This window comes from Pseudomonas sp. MWU12-3088, from assembly GCF_023242405.1.
In the GTDB taxonomy this organism is placed as follows: domain Bacteria; phylum Pseudomonadota; class Gammaproteobacteria; order Pseudomonadales; family Pseudomonadaceae; genus Aquipseudomonas; species Aquipseudomonas kribbensis.
In genome coordinates this window covers 377274-392904 of sequence record NZ_JALJEA010000005.1, presented here as the reverse complement: position 1 = coordinate 392904, position 15631 = coordinate 377274, and the positions used below count along the sequence as shown (strand labels likewise).

13 protein-coding genes and 1 pseudogene are annotated in these 15631 nt (G+C 62.2%); 12 read left to right on the top strand and 2 right to left on the bottom strand.

Annotated features, from left to right (window positions below):
* From M5B98_RS15505 to M5B98_RS15450, 12 genes are all read left to right on the top strand, one after another.
* The coding region (locus M5B98_RS15505; protein ID WP_248743170.1) for an aromatic amino acid lyase at nucleotides 1-489 on the top strand (489 nt) is incomplete at its 5' end.
* A gap of 100 nt (nucleotides 490-589) precedes the next feature.
* Nucleotides 590-1795, top strand: a complete 1206-nt coding sequence (gene hutI, locus M5B98_RS15500) for an imidazolonepropionase (RefSeq protein ID WP_248743169.1) — start codon at nucleotides 590-592, stop codon at nucleotides 1793-1795.
* Between the two features lie 10 nt (nucleotides 1796-1805).
* On the top strand, nucleotides 1806-2606 hold the full coding sequence (gene hutG / locus M5B98_RS15495) for an N-formylglutamate deformylase (RefSeq protein WP_134825198.1): 801 nt from the start codon (nucleotides 1806-1808) through the stop codon (nucleotides 2604-2606).
* Between the two features lie 148 nt (nucleotides 2607-2754).
* Nucleotides 2755-3702, top strand: a complete 948-nt coding sequence (locus M5B98_RS15490) for a choline ABC transporter substrate-binding protein (protein WP_248743168.1) — start codon at nucleotides 2755-2757, stop codon at nucleotides 3700-3702.
* Nucleotides 3702-4607 carry an alpha/beta hydrolase gene (locus M5B98_RS15485; RefSeq protein WP_248743167.1) on the top strand — a complete coding sequence of 302 codons (906 nt, stop codon included), beginning with the start codon at nucleotides 3702-3704 and terminating at the stop codon, nucleotides 4605-4607. Before M5B98_RS15490 ends, M5B98_RS15485 begins: the two co-directional genes overlap by 1 nt.
* Before the next feature lie 104 nt (nucleotides 4608-4711).
* Entirely contained in the window at nucleotides 4712-5683 is a 972-nt protein-coding gene (gene pip, locus M5B98_RS15480; protein WP_114881117.1) for a prolyl aminopeptidase, read from the top strand.
* Nucleotides 5680-6117 carry a D-aminoacyl-tRNA deacylase gene (dtd, locus tag M5B98_RS15475; protein WP_248743166.1) on the top strand — a complete coding sequence of 146 codons (438 nt, stop codon included), beginning with the start codon at nucleotides 5680-5682 and terminating at the stop codon, nucleotides 6115-6117. Before pip ends, dtd begins: the two co-directional genes overlap by 4 nt.
* Before the next feature lie 321 nt (nucleotides 6118-6438).
* Entirely contained in the window at nucleotides 6439-8253 is a 1815-nt protein-coding gene (locus tag M5B98_RS15470) for a glucan biosynthesis protein G (RefSeq protein ID WP_085711291.1), read from the top strand.
* Complete coding sequence (gene mdoH, locus M5B98_RS15465; RefSeq protein ID WP_114881119.1) at nucleotides 8246-10816, top strand: glucans biosynthesis glucosyltransferase MdoH; 2571 nt, start codon at nucleotides 8246-8248, stop codon at nucleotides 10814-10816. The genes M5B98_RS15470 and mdoH overlap by 8 nt, the downstream gene beginning before the upstream one ends.
* A gap of 188 nt (nucleotides 10817-11004) precedes the next feature.
* Nucleotides 11005-11802 carry a transporter substrate-binding domain-containing protein gene (locus tag M5B98_RS15460; RefSeq protein ID WP_085711037.1) on the top strand — a complete coding sequence of 266 codons (798 nt, stop codon included), beginning with the start codon at nucleotides 11005-11007 and terminating at the stop codon, nucleotides 11800-11802.
* A 136-nt stretch (nucleotides 11803-11938) separates the two neighbouring features.
* Nucleotides 11939-12898, top strand: a complete 960-nt coding sequence (locus tag M5B98_RS15455; RefSeq protein WP_007952431.1) for an amino acid ABC transporter permease — start codon at nucleotides 11939-11941, stop codon at nucleotides 12896-12898.
* Entirely contained in the window at nucleotides 12891-13625 is a 735-nt protein-coding gene (locus M5B98_RS15450; RefSeq protein WP_114881121.1) for an amino acid ABC transporter ATP-binding protein, read from the top strand. Before M5B98_RS15455 ends, M5B98_RS15450 begins: the two co-directional genes overlap by 8 nt.
* 50 nt (nucleotides 13626-13675) lie before the next feature.
* Here M5B98_RS15450 and M5B98_RS28875 read toward each other — a convergent pair whose 3' ends face one another.
* Together M5B98_RS28875 and M5B98_RS28870 are read right to left on the bottom strand one after the other, a co-directional pair.
* Nucleotides 13676-14389, bottom strand: a complete 714-nt coding sequence (locus tag M5B98_RS28875; RefSeq protein ID WP_371320914.1) for a methyl-accepting chemotaxis protein — start codon at nucleotides 14387-14389, stop codon at nucleotides 13676-13678.
* A 141-nt stretch (nucleotides 14390-14530) separates the two neighbouring features.
* Nucleotides 14531-15475, bottom strand: a pseudogene (locus M5B98_RS28870) (methyl-accepting chemotaxis protein); the annotation flags it as partial.
* Between the last annotated feature and the right edge of the window lie 156 nt (nucleotides 15476-15631).

Sequence of the window (15631 nt, the reverse complement as noted above, 5' to 3'; positions counted from 1 at the left end):
GGTGGCACCCTGAGTGAGCGTCGCATCTCGCTGATGATGGACAAGCACATGTCGCAACTGCCGCCGTTCCTGGTGGCAAACGGCGGGGTGAACTCCGGTTTCATGATCGCTCAGGTAACTGCGGCGGCCCTCGCCAGCGAGAACAAGGCACTGGCCCATCCGCACTCGGTGGACAGCCTGCCGACCTCTGCCAACCAGGAAGACCACGTGTCGATGGCCCCGGCTGCCGGCAAGCGCCTGTGGGAAATGGCCGAGAACACTCGCGGCATTCTCGCGGTGGAATGGCTGGCGGCAGTGCAGGGCCTGGACCTGCGCAACGGCCTGAAGACCTCGGCCAAACTGGAAAAGGCTCGGGGAATTCTGCGTCGCGAAGTGCCGTTCTACGAGAAGGATCGCTTCTTTGCGCCGGACATCAATGCGGCGAGCGAACTGCTGGCTTCGCGCATTTTGACTGAACTGGTTCCGGCGAAGTTGCTGCCGAGCCTGTGATGCACTCATCGCCAGCAGGCTGGCTCCCACAAAAGCACCGCGCAACCTGTGGGAGCCAGCCTGCTGGCGATTCGATTTTGAATACTGTGGAGACTAAGGGATGAAAACCCTCTGGCAACACTGCCACGTCGCAACCATGGCGCAAGGCGTCTACTCGATCATCGAGGATGCGGCCATCGTGACGTCCGGTGCACACATCGAGTGGATCGGCCCGCGCACTCAATTGCCGTCGGGCGAATACCCGGCGGTCAACGATCTGCAAGGCGCGTGGGTCACCCCCGGCCTGATCGACTGCCACACCCACACCGTGTTCGGCGGCAACCGCAGCGGTGAGTTCGAGAAACGCCTGCAAGGCGTCAGCTACGCCGAGATTGCAGCGGCCGGCGGCGGCATCGCCAGCACCGTACGTGCCACTCGCGAAGCCTCGGAAGACGAACTGTTCGCCAGCGCCGCCAAACGCCTGAAAAGCCTGATGCGCGATGGCGTGACCACGGTCGAAATGAAGTCCGGCTACGGCCTCGATCTGGCCAGCGAACGCAAGATCCTGCGGGTCATCCGCCGTCTCGCCGCCGAGCTGCCGATCAGCGTGCGCAGCACCTGTCTGGCCGCCCACGCGTTGCCGCCGGAATACAAGGATCGCGCTGACGATTACATCGATCACATCTGCGCCGAGATGCTGCCCGCGCTGGCCGCCGAAGGGCTGGTGGACGCAGTGGATGCCTTCTGCGAATACCTGGCGTTCTCCCCGGAGCAGGTCGAGCGTGTGTTCATCACCGCGCAAAAACTGGGTCTGCCGGTGAAGCTGCACGCCGAGCAATTGTCGTCGCTGCACGGCTCCAGCCTCGCGGCGCGCTATCACGCGTTGTCCGCCGATCACCTGGAGTTCATGGATGAAGACGACGCCATCGCCATGGCCAGGTCCGATACCGTCGCGGTGTTGTTGCCGGGGGCGTTTTACTTCCTGCGTGAAACCCAATTGCCGCCAATGGAAGCCCTGCGCAAGCACAAGGTGAAGATCGCCATCGCCAGCGACCTCAACCCCGGCACTTCGCCGGCGCTGTCGTTGCGCCTGATGCTGAACATGGCCTGCACCTGTTTCCGCATGACCCCGGAAGAAGCCCTGGCCGGCGCCACCATTCATGCGGCGCAAGCCCTGGGTCTGGCCGAGACCCACGGTTCGCTGGAAGTCGGCAAGGTCGCGGATTTCGTCGCCTGGCAGATCGACCGGCCGGCGGATCTGGCTTACTGGCTGGGTGGTGAACTGGACAAACGCGTCGTGCGTCACGGCGTTGAATCAAGTCTGTAGGAGAGCGGTTGTGGATAAGGTTCTGAACTTCAAACAAGGTCGCGTGCCGCTGCTGATCAGCATGCCTCACGCGGGCGTGCGCCTGACCCCGGCGGTCGAGGCCGGGTTGATCCCGGACGCGAAAAGCCTGCCGGACACCGACTGGCATATTCCGCAGCTCTACGATTTCGCCGCCGAACTGGGCGCCAGCACCCTGGCGGCCGAGTATTCGCGGTTCGTCATCGACCTGAACCGGCCATCCGACGACAAGCCGTTGTATGCCGGCGCCACCACCGGGCTGTACCCGGCGACGCTGTTCGATGGCATTCCGTTGTTCAAGGAAGGCAAGGAACCGTCGAAAGAAGAACGCGCGACGTACCTGGAGCAGATCTGGACGCCGTACCACCGCACCTTGCAGGAAGAGCTGGCGCGGCTGAAGGCCGAGTTCGGCTACGCACTGTTGTTCGATGCGCACTCGATCCGTTCGATCATCCCGCACCTGTTCGACGGCAAGCTGCCGGACTTCAACCTCGGCACCTTCAACGGTGCCAGTTGCGATCCACAACTGGCCACGCAACTGGAAGCAATCTGCGCACGCCACGGCGATTACAGCCATGTGCTGAACGGGCGCTTCAAGGGCGGCCACATCACACGTCACTACGGTAACCCGGCCGAAAACATCCATGCCGTGCAACTGGAGCTGGGCCAGTGCACCTACATGGAAGAGTTCGAACCGTTCCGCTACCGCGCCGATCTGGCGGAGCCGACACGGGTGGTGTTGAAGGAGCTGCTGCAAGGGCTGCTCGCCTGGGGCGCAAAGCACTACAACTGAGTCTGTTTTGGAGAGCGCCTGTCGCCACCGTGCAAATCCCGGTCGCCACAGGTCGCTTTTCCGTCTCGCCTGCTGCGTAATGTTTCGGCCACGGTGCAAGAAGACACCGATCCGAACAATAAACCGCTGCCGCACGAGACGATCCCACATGAAAAAACTGTTCACTCGTTGTGCGTTAATCCTCACCGGCAGTGCGCTGCTCAGCGCCGGCGCCATGGCTTCCGACGATGCTTCCTGCAAAACCGTGCGCATGGGCGTGGTCAACTGGACCGACGTGATCGCCACCAGCGGCATGGCCGACGTGCTGCTCAACGGCCTCGGCTACGAAAGCAAGCAGACCAGCGCCGTGCAGCAAATCATCTTCGCCGGCATCCGCGATAAACGCCTGGATATCTTCCTCGGCTACTGGAAACCGGCGATGGACAAGAACATCGCGCCATTCCTCGCCGCCAATCAGGTCAAGGTCATGGACAAGCCAAGTCTGGCCGATGCCCAGGCAACCCTGGCAGTGCCGGACTACGTTGCGGCGGCGGGGCTGAAGACCTTCGGCGATATCGCAAAATTCAAGGATCAGCTCGGCGGCAAGATCTACGGCATCGAGCCCGGCAGCGGCGCCAACACCACGATCAAGACCATGATCGAAACCAACCATTTCGGCCTGAAGGATTTCAAGATCATCGAGTCCGGTGAGGCCGGCATGCTCGCCGCCGTGCAGCGGGCGGTGAATCGCAAGGAGTTCGTGGTGTTCGTTGGCTGGACGCCGCATCCGATGAACATCAACATGAAAATCACCTACCTGACCGGCAGCGAAGACGTCTACGGCCCGAACGAAGGCGCCGCCACCGTTTCCACGGTCACCGCGCCGGACTACGCCGAGCGTTGCCCGAATGTTAATCGACTACTGGAAAACCTGACTTTCAACGCCGCTCAGGAAAGCCAGTTGATGGTGCCGATCATGGAGCGCAAGACACCGCAGGAAGTGGCGAAGAACTGGCTGCGTGAGCACCCGGAAGATCTGCAGCGCTGGCTGGCGGGTGTCAGCAGTTTCGACGGCAAGGACGGCGTGGCCACGGTCCAGGCCAGCCTGAAAAACTGATGGGCACTTATCCACTTTCCCCGGCGATGGCGGCGTTTGTCGCCAGAACCGAAAGCTTCGCCAGCGATGACAGCAGCTTCGCCGGTTTGCGCCGTGGCTATGACGAAATGTGCCGGGCGTTCACCCCGCCGCGGCCGGCAGGGCTTGAGGTAGAGGACTTTCGGTTGGGCGCGGTGCCGGTTCGCGCCTATCGTCCCCCCGTGGTGTCACCGCCCTGTGTGGTTTACCTGCATGGCGGTGGCTGGGTGGTCGGCGGATTGGATTCTCACGACTTCATCTGCTGCGAACTGGCCATGGCGCTGGGGGCGATGGTGGTGGCGGTGGATTATCGGCTGGCGCCTGAGCATCCGTTTCCCGCCGGGTTCGACGATTGCCTGAGTGTCTGGCGTGCCCTGCGCAGCGGATCGTTCGGCTTCGACCCCAAGCGGATGCTGGTGGCCGGCGACAGCGCCGGCGGCAATCTCGCCGCCGCGTTGTGCCTGGCCTTGCGCGATGCCGGCGAAGCGCCGCCCAAAGCCCAGGTGCTGATCTATCCCGGACTGGGCGGTGACGAACAACTGCCGTCGCGCAGCGAGTGCAGTGATGCGCCGTTACTCTCCAGCAGCGACGTGGATTGTTATCACGCGTTGTACCTGCGCGGCACGCCACAACCGAATGCCCGGGCCATGCCGTTGCTCGCCGATGACTTCAGCGGATTGCCCCCGGCCTGGATCGGCGTGGCGCAGTTCGATCCGTTGCGCGACGACGGTGTGCGCTACGTCGAACGACTGTCCGCCGCCGGGGGCGAAGCCACGCTGTATTACGGCGAAGGGCTGGTGCACGGCTGCCTGCGGGCGCGACATCAGGTCGCCGAAGTCGATCGCCTCTACGAAAACCTGCTGGGGTTCATGGCTGACAAAATGTGACAGCGAACGGGCATGCTCATTGACGTAAATCGGGTTTATGATGCCGGACGGCAGAATAATAGAAGTCCCCCCAGGGATGACCTCGACCCCTTACGGAGCGCGCAATGCAGACTTTGTTTCCGCAGATCAAACCTCACGCACGGCACGATCTGGCCGTCGACGACACCCATACGCTGTACGTCGACGAAAGCGGTTCACCGGAAGGTTTGCCGGTGGTGTTCATCCATGGTGGCCCGGGCGCCGGGTGTGATGCCCAGAGCCGTCGCTACTTCGATCCGAACCTGTATCGCATCGTCACCTTCGACCAGCGCGGCTGCGGACGCTCCACCCCCCACGCCAGCCTGGAAAACAACACCACCTGGGATCTGGTCGAAGACCTCGAGCGAATCCGCAAACACCTGGGCATCGAAAAATGGGTGCTGTTCGGCGGCTCCTGGGGTTCGACCCTGGCGCTGGCTTACGCGCAGACCCACCCGGAGCGCGTACATGGTCTGATCCTGCGCGGGATCTTTCTCTGCCGCCCGCAGGAAATCGAATGGTTCTACCAGGCCGGGGCCAGCCGTCTGTTCCCCGATTATTGGCAGGACTACCTCGCGCCCATCCCGCTGGATGAGCGCGACGACCTGCTCAGCGCTTTCCACAAACGCCTGACCGGCAACGACCAGATCGCCCAGATGCACGCCGCCAAAGCCTGGTCGACCTGGGAAGGGCGCACCGCGACCCTGCGCCCGAACCCGCTGGTGGTTGACCGTTTCTCCGAGCCGCAGCGCGCCTTGTCGATTGCGCGGATCGAATGCCACTACTTCACCAATAACGCCTTCCTCGAACCGAACCAGCTGATTCGCGACATGGGCAAGATCGCTCATCTGCCGGGCGTGATCATCCACGGTCGCTACGACGTGATCTGCCCGCTCGACAATGCCTGGGAGCTGCATCAGGCCTGGCCGAACAGCGAGCTGCAGGTGATCCGCGATGCCGGTCACGCTGCGTCCGAACCGGGTATCACCGATGCACTGGTGCGCGCCGCCAGCAAAATGGCCCGGCGCCTGCTCGACCTGCCGCCCGAAGAAGCATGAAGGGGCTTTTGCAGCGCGTGAAAGGCGCGCGGGTCGAAGTGGCGGGGGAGGTGGTCGGCAGCGTCGATCAGGGTTTGCTGGTGCTGGTGGCGGTCGAACCCGACGACACGCAGGCCAGCGCCGACAAACTTCTGCATAAGCTGCTTAACTATCGAGTATTCAGTGACGCCGAGGGCAAGATGAATCTGTCCTTGGCGGATGTGGGCGGCGGGCTGCTGCTGGTCTCTCAGTTCACCCTGGCTGCCGACACCAAAAGCGGGCTGCGTCCGAGTTTTTCGACCGCCGCCCCTCCGGCGCTGGGCGAGGAATTGTTCGACTATCTATTCAGCAAAGCGAAACAGATGCATGGCACTGTGGCATCAGGTAGATTCGGCGCGGATATGCAGGTGCACCTGGTCAACGACGGCCCGGTAACCTTCCTGTTACAGACATGAAAGCGCTTGAAACAAGTTTTTAAGGGCTTTTCGACTGAAAACAGGGAATTTTCGCGATAAATACTTTGTTACCCCTGATGCGTTGTCACGCGGGCTACTAGATAATCGCGCGCTACGGGGATCAGCGTTCGTTGGTCCATTTTGACTTAGGTAGAGACTTGTCCGGATCCGATTGGGGAATCATTTTGCCCCAGCGGAGTCGGAACAATGCTCGCCAACTTGGCAAGGGTGCCCTGCAAGGCCGGTATTTTTGTACCGAAAACCTCACAGGCACTTCATCTGGCCGTTGGTTTATTGATCTGTTTTCGGCGAGGGTTGCTCGTGATTGTTAGTCCCTGTAATGCAGCAAAATTGTCTGCCAAACGCTTGCGCAGCGCTCTGGTAGCGGGCTCGGCAGTACTCTGCCTGCTCAGCGCCGGCCAGCTCTGGGCATTCAATCTTGACGATGTGTCGGCCAAGGCCAAAGAGCTGGCCGGGCAAAAATTCGAAGCCCCGCGCAGCAACCTGCCGAACGAATTCCGTGACATGAAGTTCGCGGACTATCAGAAGATTCGTTTCCGCACCGAAAAAGCCGAATGGGCCGACCAGAAGAACCCGTTCAAGCTGTCCTTCTATCATCAGGGCATGCACTTCGATACGCCGGTGAAAATCAACGAAATCACCGCGAACACCGTCGAAGAAATCAAATACGATCCGAGCCGTTTCGATTTCGGCGATCTGCAGTTCGATCCAAAGGCCACCGAACAACTGGGCTATGCCGGTTTCCGTGTGCTGTACCCGATCAACAAGGCTGACAAGCAAGACGAAATCATGACCATGCTGGGCGCGAGCTACTTCCGCGTCGTCGGCAAGGGTCACACCTACGGTCTGTCGGCCCGTGGCCTGGCCATCGATACCGCTTTGCCGTCCGGCGAAGAATTCCCGCGTTTTCGCGAGTTCTGGATTCAGCAGCCGAAGCCGGGCGACAAGCACCTGGTGATCTTCGCCCTGCTGGACTCGCCTCGCGCGACCGGCGCCTACCGCCTGATCCTGCGCCCGGGCAGCGACACCATTGTCGACGTCAAAGGCCAGATGTTCCTGCGTGACAAGGTCGGCAAACTCGGCATTGCGCCGCTGACCAGCATGTTCCTGTTCGGCGCCAACCAGCCGTCGAAAGTGCTCAACTACCGTCGCGAACTGCACGACTCCAGCGGTCTGTCGATCCATGCCGGTAATGGCGAGTGGATCTGGCGCCCTCTGAACAACCCTAAACACCTGGCCGTGAGCCAGTTCAGCGTCGAAAACCCGCGCGGTTTCGGTCTTCTGCAGCGTGGCCGTGACTTCAGCCACTACGAAGACCTCGACGACCGCTACGACAAGCGTCCAAGCGCCTGGATCGAGCCGAAGGGTGACTGGGGCAAAGGCACCGTGGATCTGGTCGAGATCCCGACCGCCGACGAAACCAACGACAACATCGTTGCGTTCTGGAACCCGGAAAAACTGCCGGAGCCAGGCCAGCCGCTGGACTTCGCCTACCGCATGCACTGGACCATGGACGAAGCGGCGATTCACGCGCCGGACAGCGCCTGGGTCAAGCAGACCCTGCGTTCCACCGGTGACGTCAAGCAATCGAACCTGATCCGTCAGCCGGATGGCAGCGTTGCCTATCTGGTCGACTTCGAAGGCCCGTCCCTGGCGGCCCTGGCCCCGGATGCGGACGTTCGCAGCCAGGTCAGCGTCGGCGACAACGCCGAACTGGTCGAGAACAGCGTGCGCTACAACCCTGAAACCAAGGGCTGGCGCCTGACCCTGCGGATGAAGATCAAGGACGCGAGCAAGTCGACCGAGATGCGTGCCGCGCTGGTGCAGAACATCGTTCCGGCCGATCTGGCCAAGACCTCGCTGCCGGCTTCCAACTCCTCGGTTGCCAAGGCCGACAAGATCGCCGCCAAGCAACAAGAGAAAGCCGACAAGGAAGCCAAGGCCGCCGAAGCCAAACAGGCCGACGCCAAGCCAGCGGCAGATGCCAAGGACAAGGCCAACAAAGACGCCAAGCAGCCAGCGGCTGCGGACGCGGCCCCAGCCACACCGGAACCGGCCTCGACTGAAGAAGTCCTGACCGAGACCTGGAGCTATCAGTTGCCTGCCGATGAGTAATTCTCAAGTACAGCCAGAGACTCTGTCCGAGTATCTGGCGCATCTGCCGATGACCGACGAGCAGCGCGCGGAACTCGCGGGCTGCCAGTCCTTCAGCGAATTGCATCAACGCCTGTCGTCCTCGACGTTCGACGCGCCCACCGAAGCCGCCCAGGCTTCGGTGGGCAAGCGCCTGACCCTGAGCACCGCCGAAGAGCTGGAAGACGCGGAAATGCTGGTGCTCGACGCCAGTGGCCGGGTCAGCCTCAAGGCTACGCCGCCGATCCGTCGGACCAAGGTCGTGCCGGAGCCGTGGCGCACCAACATTCTGGTGCGTGGCTGGCGTCGCCTGACCGGCCGGACCAATCCGCCGCAGCCACCGAAAGACCAGAACGTGCTGCCGGCCGCCCGCTGGCGCACCGTCGGTTCGATCCGTCGCTACATCCTGCTGATCCTGATGCTCGGCCAGACCATCGTCGCCGGCTGGTACATGAAAGGCATCATGCCGTACCAGGGCTGGTCGTTCGTCGATCTGGAAGAAGTCCTGCATCAACCGCTGCTGCAAACCGCCACGCAAGTGCTGCCGTATGCACTGCAGACCAGCATCCTGATCATGTTCGGGATTTTGTTCTGCTGGGTGTCGGCCGGTTTCTGGACCGCGCTGATGGGCTTCCTCGAGTTGCTCACCGGTCACGATAAATACCGGATCTCCGGTAAAAGTGCCGGCAACGAGCCGATTCCGAAAGACGCGCGCACCGCACTGGTGATGCCGATCTGCAACGAAGACGTGCCTCGGGTGTTCGCCGGTCTGCGCGCGACCTTCGAGTCCGTCGCGGCCACCGGTGACCTGGACCGTTTCGACTTCTTCGTGCTCAGCGACAGTAACGACACCGATATCTGCGTCGCCGAACAGCAGGCCTGGCTGGACGTCTGCCGTGAAGCCAAGGGCTTCGGCAAGATCTTCTATCGCCGCCGCCGTCGTCGCGTCAAACGCAAGAGCGGCAACCTCGACGACTTCTGCCGTCGCTGGGGCGGTGACTACAAGTACATGGTCGTGCTCGACGCCGACTCGGTGATGAGCGGCGAGTGCCTGACCAGTCTGGTGCGCCTGATGGAGGCGACTCCGGACGCCGGCATCATCCAGACCGCGCCGCGCGCTTCGGGCATGGACACGTTGTATGCACGCATGCAGCAGTTCGCCACTCGCGTTTACGGTCCGCTGTTCACTGCCGGCCTGCACTTCTGGCAGTTGGGTGAATCCCACTACTGGGGTCACAACGCGATCATCCGCATGAAGCCGTTCATCGACCACTGCGCCCTGGCGCCGTTGCCGGGCAAAGGTGCGTTCTCCGGTGCGATTCTCTCTCACGACTTCGTCGAAGCCGCGCTGATGCGCCGTGCCGGCTGGGGCGTGTGGATTGCCTACGACCTGCCGGGCAGCTACGAAGAACTGCCGCCGAACCTGCTCGACGAGCTCAAGCGTGACCGTCGCTGGTGCCACGGCAACCTGATGAACTTCCGCCTGTTCCTGGTAAAAGGCATGCACCCGGTGCACCGCGCGGTGTTCCTGACCGGCGTGATGTCTTACCTGTCGGCGCCGCTGTGGTTCTTCTTCCTGGTGTTGTCGACGGCGCTGCTGGCGGTGAACACGCTGATGGAACCGCAGTATTTCATGGAGCCACGCCAGCTCTATCCGCTGTGGCCGCAATGGCATCCGGATAAAGCGGTCGCGCTGTTCTCGACGACCATCGTGCTGCTGTTCCTGCCGAAGCTGTTGAGCATCATCCTGATCTGGGCCAAGGGCGCGAAAGAGTTCGGCGGCAAGTTCAAGGTGACCTTGTCGATGCTGCTGGAGATGCTGTTCTCCATGCTGCTGGCGCCGGTGCGGATGATTTTCCACACCCGTTTCGTTCTGGCCGCGTTCCTCGGCTGGGCCGCGACCTGGAACTCGCCGCAGCGTGACGACGACTCCACGCCATGGAGCGAGGCGGTCAAGCGCCACGGTCCGCAGACCCTGCTGGGCTTCCTCTGGGCGCTGCTGGTGATCTGGCTGAACCCGAGCTTCCTGTGGTGGCTGGTGCCGATCGTCGGTTCGCTGATGCTGTCGATTCCGGTGTCGGTGATTTCCAGCCGTGTGGGCCTGGGCCTCAAATCCCGTGACGAGAGCCTGTTCCTCATCCCCGAGGAATACAATCCGCCACAGGCACTGCTGGCCACCGATCAGTACACCCACGAAAACCGCTGGCACGCGCTGAACGACGGCTTTGTCCGCGCCGTGGTCGATCCGCAGCAGAACGCCCTGGCGTGCTCGCTGGCGACCTCGCGTCACGGCCAGGCCGAGCCGATCGAGTGGCTGCGTCAGGAGCGTGTACGTCACGCGATCAAGGTCGGCCCGGCCGGGCTGAACAACCATGATCGCCTGCAACTGCTGAGCGACCCGGTGGCCCTGGCCCGTCTGCACGAGCAGGTGTGGGCCGAAGGTCACGCCGAGTGGCTGGACGCGTGGCGGGCTTCGGTGAAAGCCGATCCCCATGCGCCGCTGCTGCCGCTCAAGCCTGTGAGCCTGCAGGCACAACCGGCCTGATGAAGAACCCCGCGAAAGCGGGGTTTTTTTTGCCTGCCGAATGCTGGCATCGGTCAGCCATTCATGAAAAAACCTTGTGCAAACGGACGAGTGCGTTAGCATCCGTCCCCGAATTGGCGCACCCGGACGCTTTTGTCCATCTCTGTCGGTTTTCGCGCCGCAAACGCAATGGTTTTGGGGACTTGAAGATGAAGAAGTATCTGTCGATGCTGCTGGTCGGCGTCACGGCACTGGTTGCAGTCAATGCGGCGCAGGCCGGCGCAATCGATGACGCGGTCAAGCGCGGCACCTTGAAAGTCGGCATGGACCCGACCTACATGCCGTTCGAAATGACCAACAAGCGCGGCGAGATCATCGGTTTCGAAGTCGACATCCTCAAAGCAATGTCCAAGGCCATGGGCGTCAAGCTGGAGCTGGTTTCGACCGGTTACGACGGCATCATCCCGGCGCTGATGACCGACAAGTTCGACATGATCGGCAGCGGCATGACCCTGACCCAGGAACGCAACCTGCGCCTGAACTTCAGCGAACCGTTCATCGTGGTCGGCCAGACCCTGCTGATCCGCAAGGAGCTGGAAGGCACCATCAAGTCCTACAAAGACCTGAACACCGCCGATTACCGCATCACCTCCAAGCTCGGCACTACTGGCGAAATGGTTGCCAAAAAGCTGATCGCCAAGGCCAAGTACCACGGCTACGACAACGAGCAGGAAGCCGTGCTCGACGTGGTCAACGGCAAGGCTGACGCCTTCATCTACGACGCGCCGTACAACGTGGTGGCGGTGAACAAGGTCGGCGCCGGCAAGCTGGTGTTCCTCGACAAGCCGTTCACCTACGAGCCACTGGCCTTCGGTTTGAAGAAGGGTGATTACGACAGCATCAACTTCATCAACAACTTCCTGCACCAGATCCACGAAGACGGCACCTACGATCGCATCCATGACAAGTGGTTCAAGAGCACCGAGTGGCTCAAGGACATGGAATAAGCGCTGGTCAGACTGACCGCGCCGCGCCCATCGCCAGCAGGCTGGCTCCCACATTGGAATGCGTTTCCCTGTGGGAGCGAGCCTGCTCGCGATAGCGGCCTCCCCGGCGACACAACTTTCGGATTTCGCTAAACCCATGAAACAGAAAAAAGCCCAATGGCCCTGGCACGTCCTGACCGTGCTGGTGCTGGTCGGCCTGGCTGGCGCGCTGTATTACGCCACGTCGCTGATGTCCTACGAATGGCGCTGGAACCGCGTGCCGCAGTACTTCGCCTATCAGGCCGAGGAAACCCAGCGCGCCACCGACATCTCCACCGTCAGCGAACTGGTGCGCAAGGGCGGCAGCGCGCAAGTCACCCTGCGCAACGATGCCGGTGACGAGCAGCACCTGACCGTCGACGAAAACAGCCTGCAATTCGCCCAGGGCGACGATGTGGCCGAAGGCGACGTCGTGGGCGTGACCCGGCATTGGGCGGCGGGGCCGCTGCTGTGGGGCCTGTGGACGACGCTTTGGCTGTCGGTGGTGTCCGGAGTGCTGGGCCTGCTGATCGGTCTGGCGACCGGGCTGTGCCGCTTGTCGAGCAACCCGACCCTGCGCGACCTGTCGACGATCTATGTCGAACTGGTACGCGGCACGCCGCTGCTGGTGCAGATCTTCATTTTCTACTTCTTCATCGGCACGGTGATGAACCTGTCCCGGGAGTTCGCCGGGATCGCTGCGCTGTCGCTGTTCACCGGCGCCTATGTGGCGGAAATCATCCGTTCCGGCGTGCAGTCGATTGCCCGTGGGCAGAACGAAGCGGCCCGCTCGCTGGGTTTGAGCGCCGGCCAGTCGATGCGTCATGTGGTGCTGCCGCAAGCGTTCAAACGTGTGCTGCCACCGCTGGCCGGGCAGTTCATCAGTCTGGTGAAAGACACCTCGCTGGTGTCGGTGATCGCGATTACCGAGCTGCTGAAAAGCGGTCGTGAAGTGATCACCACCTCGTTTTCGCCGTTCGAAATCCTGTTCTGCGTGGCCGGCCTGTACCTGTTGATCAACCTGCCGCTGTCGAAAATCGCCAGCCGGCTTGAGCGGAGGCTCGCGCAAAGTGATTGAAGTCCGCGATCTGGTAAAAGTCTTCGACACCCGTGGCCAGGTGGTGCGCGCCGTGGATCACGTCAGCACCAACGTGGCCAAGGGCGAGGTGCTGGTGGTGCTCGGCCCGTCCGGTTCCGGCAAGTCGACCTTCCTGCGTTGCCTCAATGGTCTGGAAGAGTTCGATTCCGGTTCGGTGAGCATCGACGGCCTGCAACTGGCCGACCCGAAAACCGACGTCAACGCCTACCGCCGCGAAGTCGGCATGGTGTTCCAGCATTTCAATCTGTTCCCGCACATGACCGTGCTGGAAAACCTGTGCCTGGCGCAGAAAGTCGTGCGCAAGCGCGGCCAAAAGGAAAGCGAGGCCAAGGCCCTGGCGTTGCTGGAGAAGGTCGGGATCGCCCAGAAGGCCCGTGAATACCCTTCGCGTCTGTCCGGCGGTCAGCAGCAGCGCGTGGCGATTGCCCGGGCGCTGGCGATGGACCCCAAAGTCATGCTGTTCGACGAGCCGACCTCGGCCCTCGACCCGGAAATGGTCGGTGAAGTGCTGGACGTGATGAAGAACCTGGCCGTGGAAGGCATGACCATGGTCTGCGTGACCCACGAAATGGGCTTTGCCCGGGAAGTGGCGGACCGGGTGCTGTTCTTCGATCACGGCAAACTGCTGGAAGATGCTTCGCCGACGGAATTCTTCGACGCGCCGAAGGATCCGCGAGCCCAGGCGTTCCTCCGGCAAGTCCTCTAAACGCAGGACAAAAAACGCAGCCATTGGCTGCGTTTTTTTGTTTGCGCGGTTTAAACCTTGAACCGCCCCACCAGCGTCTGCAGGTGAGTGCCCAGGCGCGCCAGCTCGACGCTGGATGCCGCCGTTTCTTCACTCGCTGCCGAGGTCTGGTCCGAGACATCCCGCACGTTCAGCACGCTGCGGTTGATCTCTTCGGCCACGGCGCTCTGCTGTTCGGCCGCCGCGGCGATCTGCTGGTTCATCGCCTGAATCGCCGAGACGGTGCGGGTGATGCTTTCCAGCGAACCACCGGCACGGCGGGTCAGTTCGACGCTGCTGTCGGTCAGGGTGCGGCTGTTGTCCATGATCGTCGCCACTTGCTGGGTGCCGTTCTGCAGGCCGACGATCAGCTCTTCGATCTCTTCGGTGGACTTCTGGGTGCGCTGGGCGAGGCTGCGCACTTCGTCGGCGACCACCGCAAAACCGCGACCGGCTTCACCGGCACGGGCCGCTTCGATGGCGGCGTTGAGGGCCAGCAGGTTGGTTTGCTGGGCCACGGATTTGATCACGTCGAGCACGCTGCCGATCTTGTCGCTTTCGCGCTTGAGCTCGCCCATGGCCTCGGTGGAATGGCCGACTTCAGTGGCCAGACGTTCGATCTGGGCAATGGCTTCACCAACCACCTTGTCGCCTTCACGGGCCTGCTGGTCAGCGGCGACAGCGGCTTCCGACGCTTCCTCGGCGTTGCGCGCGACTTCCTGCACGGTGGCGGCCATTTCGTTCATGGCGGTGGCGACCTGATCGGTCTCGACTTTCTGATTGTTCACGCCGGCGCTGGTCTGCTCGGTCACGGCGGACAGTTCTTCAGCGGCGCTGGCGATCTGGGTGACGCCGTCGCTGATGCCGCCGATCAGTTCGCGCAGCCCCTGGGTCATGCTCTGCATCGAACGCTGCAGCTGGCCGAGTTCGTCGCGGCGCTGGGAGATCAGGTTGTGGGTCAGGTCGCCGGAAGCTACGCGCTCGGCGACTTTCAGGGTCTGGTTCAGCGGAATGATGATCTGCCGGGTGATCGCCCAGGCGGCCAGTAGGCCGAAAGCCACGGCCAGCAGGGTGGCGATCAGCAGCTGGTTCTTGGCGCTGGCGGCGTCGGTGTCGCGAACGACGGTCTGGGATTCGGTGAGCTGCTTGCTGACATCGAGCAGGATGTCGCCCTGCACCGACATACGGGCCAGAGCCTTGGCGCTGGCCACCTGGGAGTCGCGGAACTGGCTGACGGCAGCGCGATAAGCCTTGAGCGAATCGGTGGCCTGTTGCAGGTTGGCGATGTGTTGCTCAGGCAACTTGGCCGGCAGGGTCTCGAGGTTTTTCAGGGCGTTGTCGATGGCGTCGAGGGCCGGTTGCTCGGCTTCGGTCTTGCCGCTGTAGGTGTAGCCACGGACCTGGAAGCGCGCCTGCTGGATCAGTTTGCTCAGGTCGATCACCGCGTTGAACTGAGCAACGCTGTCGCTCTGCAGCATGGATTTCTCGACTTCGGCGACCTTGGCCACGGCGTTGTCGGCGGTGGCGCCCAGCTTGCTGCGGGCATCTTCGCGATTGGCGCCGGCTTGCACCATGTCGGCGAAAGCACGTTTGTACTCGGCGACGGCCGCCAGTTGCTGATCGACTTTCGTTGCGTCCGACGGTTGTTCGATCAGGCTGCGAGCGGTTTGCAGGCCGCTGTCGAGTTTGCCGAGCAGGTCATTGACCGCGCCCGGGCCTTGTTCGCCACGGCGCATTTCGTAGTCCAGACGTGCCAGACGCAGGTCCTTGGTCAGCTCGTTGAGGCTGGAGATGAAACCGAGTTTGTCACCGCGGCTGATGATGCCGCTCATGCCGGTCCAGCCGGTGAAGGTGATCAACAGCGTCAGCAGCAGCACCAGGCCGAAACCGATGCCCAGCTTGCGTTTGACGCTGACGTTTCCAAGATTCTCGGCTAACCAACGGTACATGCGACGACTCCCCTCGGACCACTAATTGGACTTATGGAG